The following is a 16,729-nucleotide window of genomic DNA, read 5'->3' on the forward strand; positions in this document are numbered from 1 at the left end:
CGCAGGAGCGGGCCTCGGCCGCGCCTTCAGGGCTCGGCGATGAACTTCGGCAGGGCCTCGGTGTCCATCCCGTACTCGTCGAAGATGTCCACCAGCGCTCTGGTCATGGAGTCCACCCCAGGCTCGCGGACGATCACCAGATCCCGCACCTGGAAGTACGAGCCGTCGGCGCATTCTCCGGTGGTCGCCCAGCGGTCCATGACCCTGGCGACCTCGCGGTGCGTCAGCAGCGTGGCAGTCCAGCGCGTGCCGTCCGGGGCGGTGACGAACGCGTCGGTGTTCTCGACGGTGTCGGGATCGTCCTCGAGACCGAGGATGTACGTGATCGAGAACCGGTCCGTCTGCATGACGTGGAAGGGATCGTCAGCCACGAATCCCCCCGAAGTTCCTTGGTGCGGCCGTATCGTTGGCCTTGCCGCTCATGGCGACGATGCCACAGAGATCGAGGGGTTGGTGCTTCGACGCGAGGGCGCAGAGGTGAAGCAAGTTTCGCGGCGGCTCGGCTCGGACATCGGGCTCAGTGGGCTGATGCAGACCTTCCACTTTCCACGGACGAACAGGATGGCTGTCGCCCTCGCCCATGTGGGGTGGTTCGTGGAACGGGAGGAGGGGGCATACGCCTACCAGTTGGCCGAAGACGCGGCGCGGCTGCTGGCCTCGCCCCTGTCGGGGCCGGAGCTGGCCGCTCTGTGGCAGGCGGGGACGTGCCGGGACTTCGACCTGGAGGCCTGTGGGATCGAGGGGCGCCAGTGGTTCACCTGGATCGAGGAGATCGCCGGCTACCGGGTCACCGTGATCGCCCGCGACGAACTCGTCTTGGCGACCTCGCCGCCGGCTGCCCCGCTGGCCGAAGCCGTGCTGGGGGAGATCGACTCGGTGGCCAAGGAGCTGGAGTCGGCCACGGCCGGACACCCCTACTCCCCGGTGCCCGGCGTGGTGCCGGCGCTGCGGCGCGTTGCCGCCGAGGTTGATCCGGATCTCGGGTTCCGGTTGCTGCTGCGCGTGTTCAAGTCGTACGGAGGCGCGGTCGGTCCCTCGTGCGTCGCAGGATGGCACGCGCTCGGGCAGTCGCTCGGGCTGGACGAGGATGTCGTCGAGGACGGGAATTTCATCGTCCGTATGGAGCTCGGCTGAGCAGCCTGGCAAGCACCGAGGGCGGCGCCCCGGCCCCCGCAGGGGTTCCGGGGCGCCGCCCTCCGGGCTGTGTGTCAGGCCAGGTTCGGGCCGCCCAGGTGGTGGACTCGGACCATGTTCGTCGTGCCGGGGACGCCGGGCGGGGAGCCCGCCGTGATGATCATCGTGTCGCCCGCGTTGTAGCGGCCGAGCTTGACCATCTCGGAGTCCACCAGGTCGACCATGGCGTCGGTGGTGTCCACGTGCGGGACGACGTGGGAGTCGACGCCCCAGCTCAGCGTGAGCTGGTTGCGGGTGTTGACGTCCGTGGTGAAGGCGATGATCGGCTGCGCCGCGCGGTAGCGCGAGAGGCGGCGGGCCGTGTCGCCGGACTGCGTGAAGGCGACGAGCGCCTTCCCGTCGAGGAAGTCGGCGATCTCGCAGGCCGCGCGGGCGACCGAGCCGCCCTGCGTACGCGGCTTCTTGCCCGGGACCAGCGGCTGCAGGCCCTTCGACAGCAGCTCGCCCTCGGCCGCCGCGACGATCTTCGACATCGTCTTGACGGTCTCGATCGGGTAGGCGCCCACCGAGGACTCGGCCGACAGCATGACCGCGTCGGCGCCGTCGAGGATCGCGTTGGCCACGTCGGAGGCCTCGGCGCGCGTCGGGCGCGAGTTGGTGATCATCGACTCCATCATCTGGGTCGCGACGATCACCGGCTTGGCGTTGCGGCGGCACATCTCGATGAGCCGCTTCTGGACCATCGGGACCTTTTCGAGGGGGTACTCGACCGCCAGGTCGCCGCGGGCCACCATGACCGCGTCGAAGGCCGCGACGACGGCCTCCATGTTCTCCACGGCCTGCGGCTTCTCCACCTTGGCGATGACGGGGACCCGGCGGCCCTCCTCGTCCATCACGCGGTGGACGTCCTTGACGTCGTCGGCGTCGCGGACGAAGGACAGGGCGACCATGTCGCAGCCCATCCGCAGCGCGAAGCGCAGGTCGTCGACGTCCTTCTCCGACAGGGCGGGGACGTTCACGGCGGCACCCGGCAGGTTGATGCCCTTGTGGTCGGAGATCACGCCGCCCTCGATGACGATGGTCCGCACCCGCGGGCCGTCGACCTCGATCACGCGCAGCTCGACGTTGCCGTCGTTGATCAGGATCTGGTCGCCCTTGGCGACGTCGCCCGGCAGCCCCTTGTACGTGGTGCCGCAGACGGACTTGTCGCCCGGGACGTCCTCGGTGGTGATGGTGAACTCGTCACCGCGCACCAGCTCGACCGGGCCCTCGGCGAAGGTCTCCAGGCGGATCTTGGGGCCCTGGAGGTCGGCGAGGACGCCGACGGCGCGCCCGATGTCCTCGGAGACCTTGCGGACGCGGTCGTACCGCTCCTGGTGCTCTGCCTGGGACCCGTGGCTGAAGTTGAAACGGGCCACGTTCATACCGGCCTCCATGAGCGCTTTCAGCTGCTCATAGGAGTCGACGGCGGGGCCCAGCGTGCAGACGATTTTGGAACGGCGCATGGAGCGGATCCTATCGGTTTGTTTCGTAGCGGAATATTCCGTCTGGTGGAAGGTCCAAGACACGCTACCGAGCTACCAGCGCGTAGGCCTGCGTCGCGATCTCCAGCTCCTCGTCGGTCGGGACCACGGCCACCGCGACGCGGGAGTCCGCCGGGGAGATGACGCGCGGCTCCGGCGACCGGACGGCGTTCGCCTGCGGGTCCACGGCCAGGCCGAGTCCGGCCAGGCCGTCGACCACGGCCTCGCGCACCTGGGGGGCGTTCTCGCCGACCCCGGCGGTGAACACCAGCGCGTCCACGCGGCCGAGCACCGCCGTGTACGCGCCGACGTACTTCTTCAGGCGGTGGACGTACGCCGCGAAAGCGAGCCGCGCCGACTCGTCGCCGTCGCCCGCCCGCCGCAGCACCTCGCGCATGTCGTTGTCGCCGCACAGCCCCAGCAGACCGCTCTTCTTGTTCAGGAGCGAGTCGATCTCGTCCACCGAGAGGCCCCCCACCCGCGCCAGGTGGAAGACCACCGCCGGGTCCACATCGCCCGAGCGGGTGCCCATGACCAGGCCCTCCAGCGGCGTCAGGCCCATCGACGTCTCCACGCACACCCCGCCGCGCACCGCCGACGCCGACGCGCCGTTGCCCAGGTGGAGGACGATCGTGTTGACGTCCCCGACCGGCCGGCCGAGCAGGGCCGCCGCCGCCCGCGACACGTACGCGTGGGAGGTGCCGTGGAAGCCGTACCGGCGGATCGCGTACTTGTCCGCCGTCGCCGCGTCGATCGCGTAGCGGGCCGCGTGCTCCGGCATCGTCGCGTGGAAGGCCGTGTCGAAGACCGCCACCTGCGGGACGTCCGCCCTGAGGGCACGCGCCACCTCGATGCCCGTGACGTTCGCCGGGTTGTGCAGCGGGGCCAGCGGGATCAGGCTGCGGATCTCCGCCAGCACCTCGTCGTCGATGACGGTCGGCGCGGTGAAGCGGGTCCCGCCGTGCACCACGCGGTGCCCGACGGCCGCCAGGTCGGGGGAGTCCAGGCCCGTCCCGTCGGCGGCGAGTTCCGCGGCGACCGCCTCCAGCGCCTCCCGGTGGTCGGCTATCGCCCCGGTCCGCTCGCGCCTGCCGCCCCCGGCGGCCGGGCCGGCCAGCGGCTCGTGGACCAGCCGCGACGACCCCTCCCCGATCCGCTCCACGAGGCCGGCGGCGAGCCGGACCGGGCCGGCCATGTCGAGCAGCTGGTACTTCACCGACGAGGAGCCGGAGTTGAGGACGAGGACGCGGGATGCGGTGGTCACCTGGGAGCTTTCCTTCGGACGGGGGAGCGGCGGGCGGGGTCGGGGGAGAGGGCGGCGCGGTCAGGGCGTCGGCACCGCGGCGCCCTGCGCCTGGATGGCGGTGATCGCGACGGTCGTGACGATGTCCTGCACCAGCGCGCCGCGCGAGAGGTCGTTCACCGGCTTGCGCAGGCCCTGGAGGACCGGGCCGACCGCGACGGCGCCCGCCGAGCGCTGCACGGCCTTGTACGTGTTGTTGCCCGTGTTGAGGTCCGGGAAGATCAGGACGGTCGCCCGGCCGGCGACCTCGGATCCGGGCAGCTTCGTCGCGGCGACCGACGGCTCGACGGCGGCGTCGTACTGGATCGGCCCCTCGACGGCCAGGTCGGGGCGCCGGGCCCGGACGATCTCGGTGGCCTTGCGGACCTTGTCGACGTCCGCCCCGCTGCCCGAGGTGCCCGTCGAGTACGAGAGCATCGCGATCCGCGGCTCGACGCCGAAGGCCGCCGCCGTCGCCGCCGACTGGATGGCGATGTCGGCGAGCTGCTCGGCGTCCGGGTCGGGGTTGACCGCGCAGTCGCCGTACACCAGCACCCGGTCCGCCAGGCACATGAAGAAAACCGAGGAGACGATCGCCGCCTCCGGCTTGGTCTTGATGATCTCGAAGGCCGGGCGGATGGTCGCGGCGGTCGAGTGCACCGACCCCGACACCATGCCGTCGGCCAGCCCCTGCTGGACCATCAGCGTGCCGAAGTAGTTGGCGTCCGTCACCACGTCGGCCGCGAGCTCGACCGTCATGCCCTTGTGGGCGCGGGCCTGCGCGTAGAACTCGGCGAAGCGCTCCCGCAGCGGGGAGGTGGCCGGGTCGATGAGCTGCGCCGCGGAGACGTCCACCCCCAGGTCGGCGGCCCGCTTCAGGATCGCCTGCTCGTCGCCCAGCAGGGTCAGGTCGCACACCCCGCGGCGCAGCACCACGTCGGCGGCGCGCAGTACGCGCTCCTCGGTGCCCTCCGGCAGGACGACGCGGCGGCGCTCGGCGCGCGCCCGCTCCAGCAGCTCGTGCTCGAACATCATCGGGGTGACGCGCTCGGAGCGGGCCACCGAGAGCAGTCCGCGCAGCTCGGCGGTGTCGACGTGCCGTTCGAACAGGCCGAGCGCGGTCTCCAGCTTGCGCGGGGTCGCGGAGTTCAGCCGGCTCTGGAGCGCGAACAGCTCTGCGGCGGTCGGGAAGCTGTTGCCGGCCACCGACACGACGGGCGTGCCCGGCGCCAGCTTCGAGGCGAGGGCGAGCACGTCCGGGCCGGGCCGCTCGTTGAGGGTGAGCAGGACGCCGGCGATGGGCGGGGTGCCGGAGGCGTGCGCGGCGAGCGCGCCGACGACCAGGTCGGAGCGGTCGCCGGGCGTGACCACGAGGCAGCCGGGCGTCAGGGCGCCGAGGAAGTTCGGCAGCATCGCGCCGCCGAAGACGAAGTCGAGCGCGTCGCGGGCCAGCCCCGCGTCGTCGCCGAGGAGCACCTCGCCGCCGAGGGCCCGGGTGATCTGGGCGACCGTCGGGGCGGACAGGGACTTGTCGTCGGGCAGGACGTAGCAGGGAACGGACAGGCGGGCGGCGAGGCGCTCGGCGATGGCGTCCCGGTCCTCGGCGGCCACCCGGTTGACCACCATCGCCACGACCTGGCAGCCCAGGCTCTCGTACGCCCGGTGGGCGTTGCGGGCCTCGGCGCGCACCTCGTCGGCGGTGCGCCGGGTGGCGCCGACGACGGGCACGACGACCGCGCCCAGCTCGTTGGCGAGGCGGGCGTTGAGGGCCAGCTCGTCGGGGAGGTTGGTCTCCGCGTAGTCGGTGCCGAGGACGAGCATCACCTCGTAGTCCCGGGCGGCGAGGTGGAAGCGGTCGACGAGCTGGGAGACCAGCTCGTCGGTGCCCTTCTCGGCCAGGACCGCGGAGGCCTCGCGGTACTCCATGCCGTACGCGGTCGAGGCGTCCTGGTCGATCCGGTAGCGGGACCGGAGCAGTTCGAAGAGCCGGTCCGGAGCGTCGTGCAGGAGCGGCCGGTAGACGCCGACCCGGGCCGTCTGCCGCGTCAGCAGTTCCATGATCCCCAGCTCGACGACCTGGCGGCCGTCGCTCCGGTCGATACCGGTCACGTACACGCTGCGCGTCACGCGTGCTCTCCGTCCATCGTGCGCCGCGGGGGCTGTGACAGCTGCCTGCGGATACGCGAGTCGAATTCCCCCGATAGGGTGGGCTTGCCCTCTTGACAATACCTCTGTCTATAGATAGGGCGCCGCCTGGGGAGAGGTGCCCCGGGCGGCGGCCGCGGGCCCGCGGGGCCGCAGCGGCGCAGCACGCGCCCGGCCCCGCCCGCGTGGAACAATCGGACAAGCCGCACGATGACGCCCTCCACGGGCACGGCCGTCCGCCCGTACGCGGCGCACGGCCGGGGACGAGCAGGAGCAGACGACCAGGAGCAGGAGACACAAGGCGATGCGCATCGGAGTCCTCACAGCGGGAGGCGACTGCCCCGGCCTGAACGCCGTCATCCGGTCGGTCGTCCACCGTGCCCTGGTGGGGCACGGGGACGAGGTCATCGGCTTCGAGGACGGCTTCAAGGGCCTGCTGGACGGCCACTACCGCCCCCTCGACATCAACGCCGTCAGCGGCATCCTCGCCCGCGGCGGCACCATCCTCGGCTCGGCCCGCATGGAGCGCGCCCGCCTGCACGAGGCCGCCGAGAACGCCAACGAGCTGGCCCGGCGGTACGGCCTCGACGCGCTGATCCCGATCGGCGGCGAGGGCACCCTGACCGCCTCCCGGATGCTGGCCGACGCCGGGATGCCGGTCGTCGGCGTCCCCAAGACCATCGACAACGACATCTCCGCCACGGACCGCACCTTCGGTTTCGACACCGCCGTCACCGTCGCGACCGAGGCCATCGACCGCCTCAAGACCACCGCCGAGTCCCACCAGCGCGTCATGGTCGTCGAGGTCATGGGCCGGCACGCCGGCTGGATCGCCCTGGAGTCCGGCATGGCCGGCGGCGCGCACGGCATCTGCCTGCCCGAGCGGCACTTCCAGGTCGACGACCTGGTGAAGATGGTGGAGGAGCGCTTCTCACGGGGGAAGAAGTTCGCCGTCGTCTGCGTCGCCGAGGGCGCCCACCCGGCCCCCGGCTCCATGCCGTACGAGCGCGGCGAGATCGACCAGTACGGCCACGAGCGCTTCGCCGGCATCGGCAACCGGCTCGCCGTCGAGCTGGAGCACCGCCTGGGCAAGGAGGCCCGGCCGGTCATCCTCGGCCACGTCCAGCGCGGCGGTGTCCCCACCGCGTACGACCGGGTGCTGGCCACCCGCTTCGGCTGGCACGCCGTGGAGGCCGTCCACCGCGGTGACTTCGGCAACATGACCGCCCTGCGCGGCACGGAGATCGTCATGGCCCCGCTCGCCTCGGCCGTCATGGAGCTGAAGACCGTCCCCGAGCACCGCATGTTCGAGGCCGAGTCGGTCTTCTGACGCCGGCAGCGGCACCGGCCGGGCCGCGCCGGCCCCGGCTCCCGCCCGGCCGCCGGGTCACCGCGTCCCGGACGCGTACGCCCAGAAGCGCTCCACGATCCCGGCGAGGAACTCCCGCCCCCCGTCGCCCGCCCCGCCGGCGCCGCCCCATCCGAGGGTGGCGACCATGGCGGACTGGTAGTCGGCGTGCAGCCGCTCCAGTGCGGGCTCCAGGCGCTCCCGCGGCACCGGCAGCATCTTGGCCAGCGGTTTGACGTAGGCCTGCCAGCGCGTGGTGACCGCGCTGCGCAGGATCTCCGCGAGCTCCTCCTGCCTGCCGGTCGCCGCGATGAACTGGGCGGGCGTCAGGCCGAGGACCTGGGCCAGGGCCACGGACTGGCGCTCGTTGCCCTTCCAGCGGCCGGTGTCCTCCATCTTCCGGTAGGAGCCCGTGTCGAGCCCGATCCGCCGGGCCAGCTCGTCCGGGGACATGCCGCGGGCCATCCGGTGCTCCCGCAGGGTCACCGGCTCGGACAGCAGCTCGCCGGGCGAGCACCACAGCACGCCGGCCAGGGCCGTGAGCTCGGCGGCCGTCGGGGTGAGCTCGCCGCGCTCCCAGGCCATCACCGTCTCCGGCTCGACGATCAGTCCGTACTGGGCGCGCAGGCCGTAGGAGACGTGGCCGGGCGCCATGCCCAGGGCCGCGCGCAGGCGCCGCGCGGCGGGGGCATTGAAGGGTGGGCTGGATTGCACAGGGCACACGGTAGGAGTGGCCGGGCCCCGGCGACTACAGACTGTTCAAACAAGCCAACAACTCGTAGGAAAGTCCTATGGAGTTCGGGTGTTTGGTCCGGGTTTCAGGCGACCGTCCGGTAATCGGACGGCCCTCGGGTCCGGATTCCAGCGTAAAGTTCCGGCCAGTCGACCGGAGGCGCCTCCTCCTGATCTTCACGGATCCCCCGCACCCCGCCGCGAACCGCACACCCCTCCCGTGCGTGATCCCTACGGGGGCCCTCGCCGACGGGGGTGGCGAGGGCCCCGCACCGCACCCTTCGCCCCGACGCCCGAAGGCGTCCCGGGAGCGGGCGGCCGAGCCGGTCACGGCACTACGGGCGGAACCAGACCGTCGCCAGAGGCGGGAGCGTCAGGAGCAGGCTCGCCGGGCGGCCCTGCGCCGGCACCCGTTCGGGCAGCAGCGGCTCCGCGTGGCGCAGGCCGCTGCCGCCGTACTCCGGCAGGTCCGTGTTGAGGACCTCCCGCCACGCCGTGACCTCCTCCGGGACGCCGAGCCGGTAGCCGTGCCGCACCACCGGCGAGAAGTTCGACACGCACAGCAGCGGCGAGCCGTCGGCGGCGTACCGCAGGAACGCGAAGACGTTGTCGTCCGCGGCGTCCGCCTCCACCCACGCGAAGCCCTCCGGGACGCTGTCCCGCTCCCACAGCGCGGGCGCCGCCGCGTACTCCCGGTTCAGGTCGCGCACGAGCGCCCGTACGCCCTGGTGGTCCCCGGCCGCGGAGTAGGCCGGGTCCAGCAGCCACCAGTCCGGGCCGTGGGCCTCCGACCACTCGGCGCCCTGGGCGAACTCCTGCCCCATGAACAGCAGCTGCTTGCCCGGGTGCGCCCACATGTAGCCGAGGTAGGCCCGGTGCCCGGCCCGCTGCTGCCACCAGTCGCCGGGCATCTTCGACACCAGCGCCTGCTTGCCGTGCACCACCTCGTCGTGCGAGATGGGCAGCACGTAGTTCTCGCTGTACGCGTACACCATCCCGAAGGTCATGTCGTGGTGGTGGTACTTGCGGTGCACCGGCTCCTTCGAGACGTACCGCAGCGTGTCGTGCATCCAGCCCATGTTCCACTTCAGGCCGAAGCCGAGGCCGCCTGCGTCGGTGGGCCGGGTCACCCCGTTCCAGGCGGTGGACTCCTCCGCGATCGTCACCACGCCGGGGCAGCGCCGGTACACCGTCGCGTTCATCTCCTGGAGCATCGCGACGGCGTCCCAGTTCTCCCGCCCGCCGTGCTCGTTCGGGGCCCACTCGCCCTCGCCGCGCGAGTAGTCCAGGTACAGCATCGACGCGACCGCGTCGACCCGCAGCCCGTCGACGTGGAACTCCTGGCACCAGTACACCGCGTTGGCGACGAGGAAGTTCCGGACCTCCTTGCGCCCGTAGTCGAACTCCAGGGTCCCCCAGTCCGGGTGCGCCGCCCGCCGCGGGTCCCCGTGCTCGTACAGGGGCCGCCCGTCGAACTCGGCGAGCGCCCAGTCGTCGCGCGGGAAGTGCGCCGGCACCCAGTCGAGGATCACCCCGATCCCCGCCCGGTGCAGCGCGTCGACCAGCGCCCGGAAGTCGTCCGGGCCGCCCATCCGCGAGGTCGGCGCGTAGTAGCCGGTCACCTGGTAGCCCCACGAGCCGCCGAAGGGGTGCTCGGCGACCGGCATCAGCTCCACGTGCGTGAAGCCCAGCTCCCTGACGTACGGCGGGAGCTGCTCGGCCAGCTCCCGGTACGACAGCCCCGGCCGCCACGACGGCAGGTGCACCTCGTACACCGAGAACGGGGCCTGGTGGACCGGGCGCCGCCCGCGCGAGGCCATCCACTCCGCGTCGCCCCAGACGTGGCGGGAGGCGGTGACGACGGACGCGGTGGCCGGAGGGACCTCCGCGTGCTGCGCCATCGGGTCGGCGCGCAGCGTGTGGCCGCCGTCGGGCCGCGCGATGTCGTACTTGTACAGGGCACCCTCGCCGACGCCCGGCAGGAACAGCTCCCACACGCCGGACGAGCCGAGGGAGCGCATCGGCTGGGCGACCGGGTCCCAGAAGGAGAAGTCGCCGGTGACGCGGACCCCCTGGGCGTTGGGCGCCCACACGGTGAAGCGGGTGCCGGCGACGCCCTGGTGCTCCATGGGGCGGGCGCCGAGCGCCGTCCACAGCTCCTCGTGCCGGCCCTCGCCGATCAGGTGCAGGTCGAAGTCGCCGAGCGCGGGCAGGAACCGGTAGGGGTCGTGGACCTCCAGCTCGGTGCCGTCGTACGCCACCAGAAGCCGGTAGTCGGGGACTTCACCGAGGGGGAGGAGCCCGGAGAAGAGGCCGTCGCCGTCGTCGTGGAGTTCGGCGCGCAGCCCCTTGGCGACGATGGTGACGGCCTTGGCGTACGGCCGCAGCACCCGGAACACCACCCCGCCCCGCTGGGCGTGGGCGCCGAGCACCGCGTGCGGGTCGTGGTGGCGGCCCTGGAGCAGCCGGTCCCGCTCCCCGGGGTCGAGCGCGGGTGCCCGCAGCACGCCGCGCTCGGGGGCGTCGCGGCGGGCCCGGGGAGCACGGGCCGGGCGCGGTGCGCGGGCGGGGTCGGGCGCGGCGGGGGCCGCCGCGGCTGCGCCGGGCGGTGCTGCGGCTTCCTCGCGGACGGTCGGTGACGGCTGTCGTGCGGCGCTCACGCGAGCGGCCTCCTCGGGGGCTTCGGGTGGGGGTGGGGGGCGGCGGAGCCGGGCGGCGGCGGGGACGGGTGGGGCATGCGGCGGGCGGGGCGCTCCCGCTCGGCGAGCCGGCGGATCGCCGCCATGGGGACGTGCAGCCAGTCGGGGCGGTGCCGGGACTCGTAGCGGGCCTCGTACACCGCCTTGTCGGTCTCGTACGCGCGCAGCAGGACGGGGTCCTCGCGCGGGTCGCGGCCGGTGGTGCGGGCGTAGCCCTCGCAGAACGCGGCCCGGCAGGCGTCCGCCCAGGCGGGGGCGAAGGGGCGGTGGGAGCGGGCCGCGTAGTCGAAGGAGCGCAGCATCCCGGCGATGTCGCGCACGGCGGGCTCCGGGCGGCGGCGGTCGGCGAGCGGGCGGGCGGGCTCGCCCTCGAAGTCGATCAGGGCCCAGCTGCCGTCGGCGGTGCGCAGGGTCTGGCCGAGGTGCAGGTCGCCGTGGATGCGCTGGGCGGCCACGCCGGTGCCGCGGGAGGCGGCCAGCGCGTCGAACGCGCCGCGCAGCCCGGCCTCGAAGGGCTGGAGGGCGGGGACCTCGCGGACGGTCGCGGCGAGCCGGGCCGTCATGCCGGCGGCGAGCCGGGCAGCCTGCGCGGGGCCGAGGGCGACGGTGGGCAGGGCCGAGGCGAGCGCGCTGTGGACTTCGGCGGTGGCCCGGCCGAGGGCGTGGGCCTCGGCGGTGAAGTCGGCGCCCGCGGCGAGCCGGCGCAGTGCGAGCTGCCAGCCGTCCTCGGAGCCCCGCAGGTACGGCTGGAGCACGCCCAGGGTCAGCGGCTCGTCCGTGCGGCGGCCGCCGGGTGCGCTTCCGGTCGGGCCCGCGGGCAGTTCGGCCTCGTACCAGGCGACCGGGGCGGGGACCCGGGTGCAGCCGGCGGAGGCGAGGGCTCTGGGCAGTTCGAGGTCGGGGTTGGTGCCGGGCCAGACCCGCCGGAACACCTTCAGGATGTGCGAATCGCCGTAGATGAGGGAGGAGTTGGTCTGCTCGCCGGACAGCGGCCGGGGTGCCGGGTCGGCGGGGATGGGGGCGTCCGGGTCCCGGTCGAAGCGCAGCGGCCCGTGGCTGCCGGGGGTGCGCAACCGTTCCAGCAGGAGGGCGGCGAGCCTCGGGTCGCCCAGCCCCTCGTACACGGCGTGGCCGGCGTACGGGCCGTGTTCGGCGCGGCCGATCAGGGCGGGGGCGAGGCCGGGCGGCAGCGGTGCGGGCCGCACGCCGAGCAGGAGCTGGTAGCAGTCCGCGGTGCCGTCGGCGCAGTCGACGCCGACGAGCAGGTGGAGCAGGCCGGGTGTGCTGCCGGGCGGCAGCAGTTCGACGGCGGAGACCAGCCGCAGCCGGGTGATCGCCCGTCCCTTGCCGGCGAACCAGCGCTGCCGGGGCAGCCAGGCGCGCAGCATGGGTTCGAGCGGCCCGAGCGGGACGGCGGCCGGACTGCTGTGGCGGCTCCGGGCGGATGCTGCCTCCGACATGGCGTCGTCCTTTCCCCGGGCCGTCACAGAATGCGCAGAGTGTCCCGGATGGCGAGGGTTGCTGTCCGGTGCTGGGAGAGTGTCGGGCCGAGATGGTCCCTACGGGGGGCGGGCCGCTGACCCGTTCGGTTCCCGCCCCTGCGGTGCGCGCCGCGGCGGCGGCGCGCGCGGCTACTCCTTGCGCAGGCGGAACCAGTAGAAGCCGTGCCCGGCGAGGGTGAGGAGGTACGGCCACTCGCCGATCGGCGGGAAGCGCACGTCGCCGATCAGCTCGACCGGGACCCGCCCGTTGAACGACTGCAGGTCCAGCTCGGTGGGCTGGGCGAAGCGGGAGAAGTTGTGCACGCACAGCACCAGGTCGTCCCCGTACTCGCGGAGGAACGCGAGGACCGCGGGGTTGGACGAGGGCAGCTCGGTGTACGAGCCGAGTCCGAAGGCGGGGTTGGCCTTGCGGATCTCGATCATCCGGCGGGTCCAGTGCAGCAGCGAGGAGGGGGAGGCCATCGCCGCCTCGACGTTGGTGACCTGGTAGCCGTGGACGGGGTCCATGATGACCGGCAGGTTCAGCCGTCCCGGGTCGCAGGAGGAGAAGCCGGCGTTGCGGTCGGGGGTCCACTGCATGGGGGTGCGGACGCCGTCGCGGTCGCCGAGCCAGATGTTGTCGCCCATGCCGATCTCGTCGCCGTAGTACAGCACCGGGGAGCCGGGCAGCGACAGCAGCAGGGCGGTGAACAGCTCCATCTGGTTGCGGTCGTTGTCGAGGAGGGGGGCGAGGCGGCGCCGGATGCCGATGTTGGCCCGCATCCGCGGGTCCTTGGCGTACTCGGCGTACATGTAGTCGCGCTCTTCGTCCGTGACCATCTCGAGGGTGAGCTCGTCGTGGTTGCGCAGGAAGATGCCCCACTGGCAGCGCTCCGGGATCGCCGGGGTCTTGGCCAGGATCTCCGAGACGGGGTAGCGGGACTCCCTCCGCACCGCCATGAAGATGCGCGGCATGACGGGGAAGTGGAAGGCCATGTGGCATTCGTCGCCGCCGGAGGAGAAGTCGCCGAAGTAGTCGACGACGTCCTCGGGCCACTGGTTGGCCTCGGCGAGCAGGACGGTGTCCGGGTAGTGGGCGTCGATCTCCGCGCGGACCCGCTTGAGGAAGCTGTGGGTGCGGGGGAGGTTCTCGCAGTTGGTGCCCTCCTCCGCGAACAGGTAGGGCACGGCGTCGAGGCGGAAGCCGTCGATGCCGAGGTCCAGCCAGAAGCGCAGGGCGGAGATGATCTCCTCCTGGACGGCCGGGTTCTCGTAGTTGAGGTCCGGCTGGTGGGAGAAGAACCGGTGCCAGTAGTACTGCTTGCGGACCGGGTCGTACGTCCAGTTCGAGGTCTCGGTGTCGATGAAGATGATGCGGGCGTCCTGGTACTGCTTGTCGTTGTCCGCCCACATGTAGTAGTCGCCGTACGGCCCGTCGGGGTCCTTGCGGGACTGCTGGAACCACTCGTGCTGGTCGCTGGTGTGGTTCATGACGAAGTCGATGATCACCCGCATGCCCCGCTGGTGGGCGGCGTCCACGAACTCCACGAAGTCGGCGAGGTCGCCGAACTCGGGCAGGACGGAGGTGTAGTCGGAGACGTCGTAGCCGCCGTCGCGCAGGGGGGAGGCGAAGAAGGGCGGCAGCCACAGGCAGTCGACGCCGAGCCACTGGAGGTAGTCCAGTTTCGCGGTGAGCCCCTTCAGGTCCCCGACCCCGTCGCCGTTGCTGTCGTGGAAGGAGCGGACGAGGACCTCGTAGAAGACGGCCCGCTTGAACCAGTCGGGGTCGCGGTCCTTGGCGGGGGTGTCCTCGAACGTGTCGTGGACGGGATCGTTGATGATCATGTGGTGGGTGACCCTCCGGTGGGCGGGGACGGTCGCAGAGCGGTCAGCACGTGCGCGGGCGCGCGGCCCGGTTCCAGGCGCACGTAGTTCGCCCTGCCCCAGTGATAGGTCTCGCCGGTGAGCTCGTCGCGCACGGCGAGGGACCCGTGCCAGTCGAGGCCGAGTACCGGCATGTCCAACGAGACCGTCGCCTCCTGGGTGTGGTGCGGATCGAGGTTGACGACCACCAGTACGGAATTGGCGCCCGCGTGCTTCGAATAGGCGATCACCTGTTCGTTGTCGGTCGGATGGAAGTGGATGTCGCGCAGCTGCTGGAGCGCGGGGTTCTCCCGCCGGATCCGGTTGAGGGCGGTGATCAGGGGGGCGATGGTGCGGCCCTCGCGCTCGGCGGCCGCCCAGTCCCGCGGCCGCAGCTCGTACTTCTCCGAGTGCAGGTACTCCTCGCTGCCCTCGTGCAGCGGGGTGTTCTCGCAAAGCTCGTAGCCGGCGTAGACACCCCAGGTCGGCGAGAGCGTGGCGGCCAGGACGGCCCGCGCCTCGAAGGCGGGGCGGCCGCCGTGCTGGAGGTAGGCGTGCAGGATGTCCGGGGTGTTCACGAAGAAGTTCGGGCGCAGCACGGACGCCCAGTGCGGACCGGCCAGCTCGGTGACGTACTCGGTGAGCTCCGCCTTGGTGTTGCGCCAGGTGAAGTACGTGTACGACTGCTGGAAGCCGACGGCGGCGAGGGTGTGCACCATCGCGGGGCGGGTGAACGCCTCCGCCAGGAAGATCACGTCCGGGTCGGTCCGGTTCACGGCCGCGATCACCTTCTGCCAGAAGGACACCGGCTTGGTGTGCGGGTTGTCGACGCGGAAGATGCGGACGCCGTGGTCCATCCAGTGCCGCAGGACGCGGACGGTCTCCTCGACGATGCCGGCCATGTCGGCGTCGAAGTGGACCGGGTAGATGTCCTGGTACTTCTTCGGCGGGTTCTCCGCGTACGCGATCGTCCCGTCGGGCCGGTGCCGGAACCACTCGGGGTGCTTCTCCACCCACGGGTGGTCGGGGGAGCACTGCAGGGCGAAGTCCAGCGCGATCTCCAGCCCGAGCTCGCCCGCCCGGGCGACGAACGCGTCGAAGTCCTCCAGGGTCCCCAGGTCGGGGTGGACCGCGTCGTGGCCGCCCTCGGGGGAGCCGATCGCCCACGGCACGCCCGGATCCCGGTCCGTGGCCGAAAGCGTGTTGTCCGGCCCCTTGCGGAAGGTGGTGCCGATGGGGTGGATCGGCGGGAGGTAGACGACGTCGAAGCCCATGGCGGCGATCGCGGGCAGCCGTTCGGCGGCCGTGCGGAACGTGCCGCTCACGGGGGCGGCGCCGGGTTCGACGACGGCCCCCTCGGACCGCGGGAACATCTCGTACCAGGAGCCGAAGAGGGCCCGCCTGCGCTCCACGAGCAGCGGCAGCGCCTTCGCGGAGCTCACGAGTTCCCGGTAGGGGCGCCGGGCGAGCGCCGCCTGCGCCAGCGGGTCGAGGGCGGCGGCGTACCGCTCGGCCGCCGGCCGGTCCTCGTCCCGCATCGCGGCCGCCGCGGCGAGCACGTCCGCACGGCCGTCGCGCTTGGTGATCCGGGCGGCGGCGCGCTCGTACAACTCGGCGCCCTCCAGCAGGGTCAGACCGGGGTCGATCCCCGCGGGCACCTTGATCGCGGCGGCTGCCCGCCAGGTGGCCAGCGGGTCGCTCCAGGCCTCGACGGTGTAGGTCCACCGCCCCTCGGTGTCGGCGGAGATCCGGGCGCCCCAGCGGTCGGTGCCGGGGGCGAGTTCGCGCATCGGCACCGGCGGGCGCAGCCGCCCGCTGGGGTCGCGGAGCACGACGTGGGCGGCGACGGCGTCGTGGCCCTCGCGGAACACGGTGGCGGACACCTCGAAGACCTCGTCCACCACCGCCTTGGCGGGTCTGGCACCGCAGCCGACGGCGGGGCGGACGTCCAGGACGGGAATGCGACCGATCATGATGGGATCACCTGGGGGCAGTTCGCAGGGCTCGGTGACAACAGGCCGATCGGGACGCCGACCGGTAGTGCACGCTCTGTTCGCTCTGTTTCTAGCCGTTCGGAAGACGGCTGCGCTGCGGGCATGGCCGCTCCTGTCCGCGTTCACTCGGGTGGCGGGGAAGGGCTGGGCGTGGGGTGCCGTGCAGGTACGCGGGGAGCCCTTCCCAGTCTCGCCGCGCCCAATCCGCACCGCCCGTCAACTACTCGTGCGTAGCGCGTAACCCCGGACCGGGATGGGCCGGACGGATGGGTGATGCTCCGTCAAGTCGTTTGGAACAGGCGGACGCATCCCCCGGCACGCCCGTCACAACCGCCACTCGCGTGGTCTCCGGGGCTGGTGGAAGCCCTCCGGACCGGACCGTCCCGCAAGGGCGTGCGACGGCCGGAAACCTCCTCGACAGCGATGATTTCCGGCCGTTGTGTACGGGCGCGGGCCGTCCGCCGCCGCGAACGGGGGCACGGACGCCGCGCCCGCGCCCCCCGTGCGCCGTCAACTCGCCCGCAGGCC

Annotated in this window: 11 protein-coding genes; 2 read left to right on the forward strand and 9 right to left on the reverse strand. The window is 72.5% G+C overall.

The window, feature by feature from the left end; translation table 11 throughout:
- Positions 1-26: 26 nt before the first annotated feature.
- Positions 27-371, reverse strand: coding sequence for a hypothetical protein (locus ACZ462_RS02850; protein ID WP_467802653.1), 345 nt, complete (start codon positions 369-371; stop codon positions 27-29).
- A gap of 190 nt (positions 372-561) precedes the next feature.
- Between ACZ462_RS02850 and ACZ462_RS02855 the strand changes: the two genes are divergently transcribed.
- Positions 562-1,134 (forward strand): hypothetical protein, encoded by a 573-nt coding sequence (locus tag ACZ462_RS02855; protein WP_467802655.1) that lies wholly within the window; start codon positions 562-564, stop codon positions 1,132-1,134.
- A gap of 74 nt (positions 1,135-1,208) precedes the next feature.
- Here the strand turns inward: ACZ462_RS02855 and pyk are convergent, their stop codons facing one another.
- The 3 genes from pyk to pta form a co-directional block, all read right to left on the reverse strand.
- Entirely contained in the window at positions 1,209-2,639 is a 1,431-nt protein-coding gene (gene pyk, locus ACZ462_RS02860; RefSeq protein WP_467802656.1) for a pyruvate kinase, read from the reverse strand.
- Positions 2,640-2,703: 64 nt separating this feature from the next.
- The gene (locus ACZ462_RS02865; RefSeq protein WP_467802658.1) at positions 2,704-3,921 is read right to left on the reverse strand and encodes an acetate kinase; all 1,218 of its coding nucleotides are present in this window, start codon (positions 3,919-3,921) and stop codon (positions 2,704-2,706) included.
- 60 nt (positions 3,922-3,981) lie between these two features.
- Entirely contained in the window at positions 3,982-6,066 is a 2,085-nt protein-coding gene (gene pta / locus ACZ462_RS02870) for a phosphate acetyltransferase (protein ID WP_467802660.1), read from the reverse strand.
- A 322-nt stretch (positions 6,067-6,388) separates the two neighbouring features.
- Here pta and ACZ462_RS02875 point away from each other — a divergent pair, with 322 nt between their 5' ends.
- On the forward strand, positions 6,389-7,414 hold the full coding sequence (locus ACZ462_RS02875) for an ATP-dependent 6-phosphofructokinase (RefSeq protein WP_467802661.1): 1,026 nt from the start codon (positions 6,389-6,391) through the stop codon (positions 7,412-7,414).
- 57 nt (positions 7,415-7,471) lie between these two features.
- On the opposite strand, the gene ACZ462_RS02880 is transcribed toward ACZ462_RS02875, so the two are convergent.
- The 5 genes from ACZ462_RS02880 to ACZ462_RS02900 form a co-directional block, all read right to left on the reverse strand.
- Positions 7,472-8,155 carry a helix-turn-helix domain-containing protein gene (locus tag ACZ462_RS02880; protein WP_467802663.1) on the reverse strand — a complete coding sequence of 228 codons (684 nt, stop codon included), beginning with the start codon at positions 8,153-8,155 and terminating at the stop codon, positions 7,472-7,474.
- Positions 8,156-8,499: 344 nt separating this feature from the next.
- On the reverse strand, positions 8,500-10,824 hold the full coding sequence (glgB, locus tag ACZ462_RS02885) for a 1,4-alpha-glucan branching enzyme (RefSeq protein ID WP_467802664.1): 2,325 nt from the start codon (positions 10,822-10,824) through the stop codon (positions 8,500-8,502).
- Positions 10,821-12,323: a maltokinase N-terminal cap-like domain-containing protein gene (locus ACZ462_RS02890; protein ID WP_467802665.1), complete on the reverse strand. Its 1,503-nt coding sequence runs from the start codon at positions 12,321-12,323 to the stop codon at positions 10,821-10,823. Before ACZ462_RS02890 ends, glgB begins: the two co-directional genes overlap by 4 nt.
- 171 nt (positions 12,324-12,494) lie before the next feature.
- Complete coding sequence (gene treS, locus ACZ462_RS02895; protein WP_467802666.1) at positions 12,495-14,189, reverse strand: maltose alpha-D-glucosyltransferase; 1,695 nt, start codon at positions 14,187-14,189, stop codon at positions 12,495-12,497.
- Positions 14,186-16,180 carry an alpha-1,4-glucan--maltose-1-phosphate maltosyltransferase gene (locus ACZ462_RS02900; RefSeq protein WP_467802667.1) on the reverse strand — a complete coding sequence of 665 codons (1,995 nt, stop codon included), beginning with the start codon at positions 16,178-16,180 and terminating at the stop codon, positions 14,186-14,188. The genes treS and ACZ462_RS02900 overlap by 4 nt, the downstream gene beginning before the upstream one ends.
- Positions 16,181-16,729: the final 549 nt, after the last annotated feature.

The sequence above is a fragment of the Streptomyces sp. NPDC031121 genome (genome assembly GCF_055570615.1).

What these genes read in the sequence shown, in the direction of transcription:
- ACZ462_RS02855 (WP_467802655.1), top strand. Translation starts at nt 562, where the DNA reads ATGGCTGTCGCCCTCGCCCATGTGGGGTGGTTCGTGGAACGGGAGGAG.
- pyk (WP_467802656.1), bottom strand. Translation starts at nt 2,639, where the DNA reads ATGCGCCGTTCCAAAATCGTCTGCACGCTGGGCCCCGCCGTCGACTCC.
- ACZ462_RS02875 (WP_467802661.1), top strand. Translation starts at nt 6,389, where the DNA reads ATGCGCATCGGAGTCCTCACAGCGGGAGGCGACTGCCCCGGCCTGAAC.
- ACZ462_RS02890 (WP_467802665.1), bottom strand. Translation starts at nt 12,323, where the DNA reads ATGTCGGAGGCAGCATCCGCCCGGAGCCGCCACAGCAGTCCGGCCGCC.
- treS (WP_467802666.1), bottom strand. Translation starts at nt 14,189, where the DNA reads ATGATCATCAACGATCCCGTCCACGACACGTTCGAGGACACCCCCGCC.
- ACZ462_RS02900 (WP_467802667.1), bottom strand. Translation starts at nt 16,180, where the DNA reads ATGATCGGTCGCATTCCCGTCCTGGACGTCCGCCCCGCCGTCGGCTGC.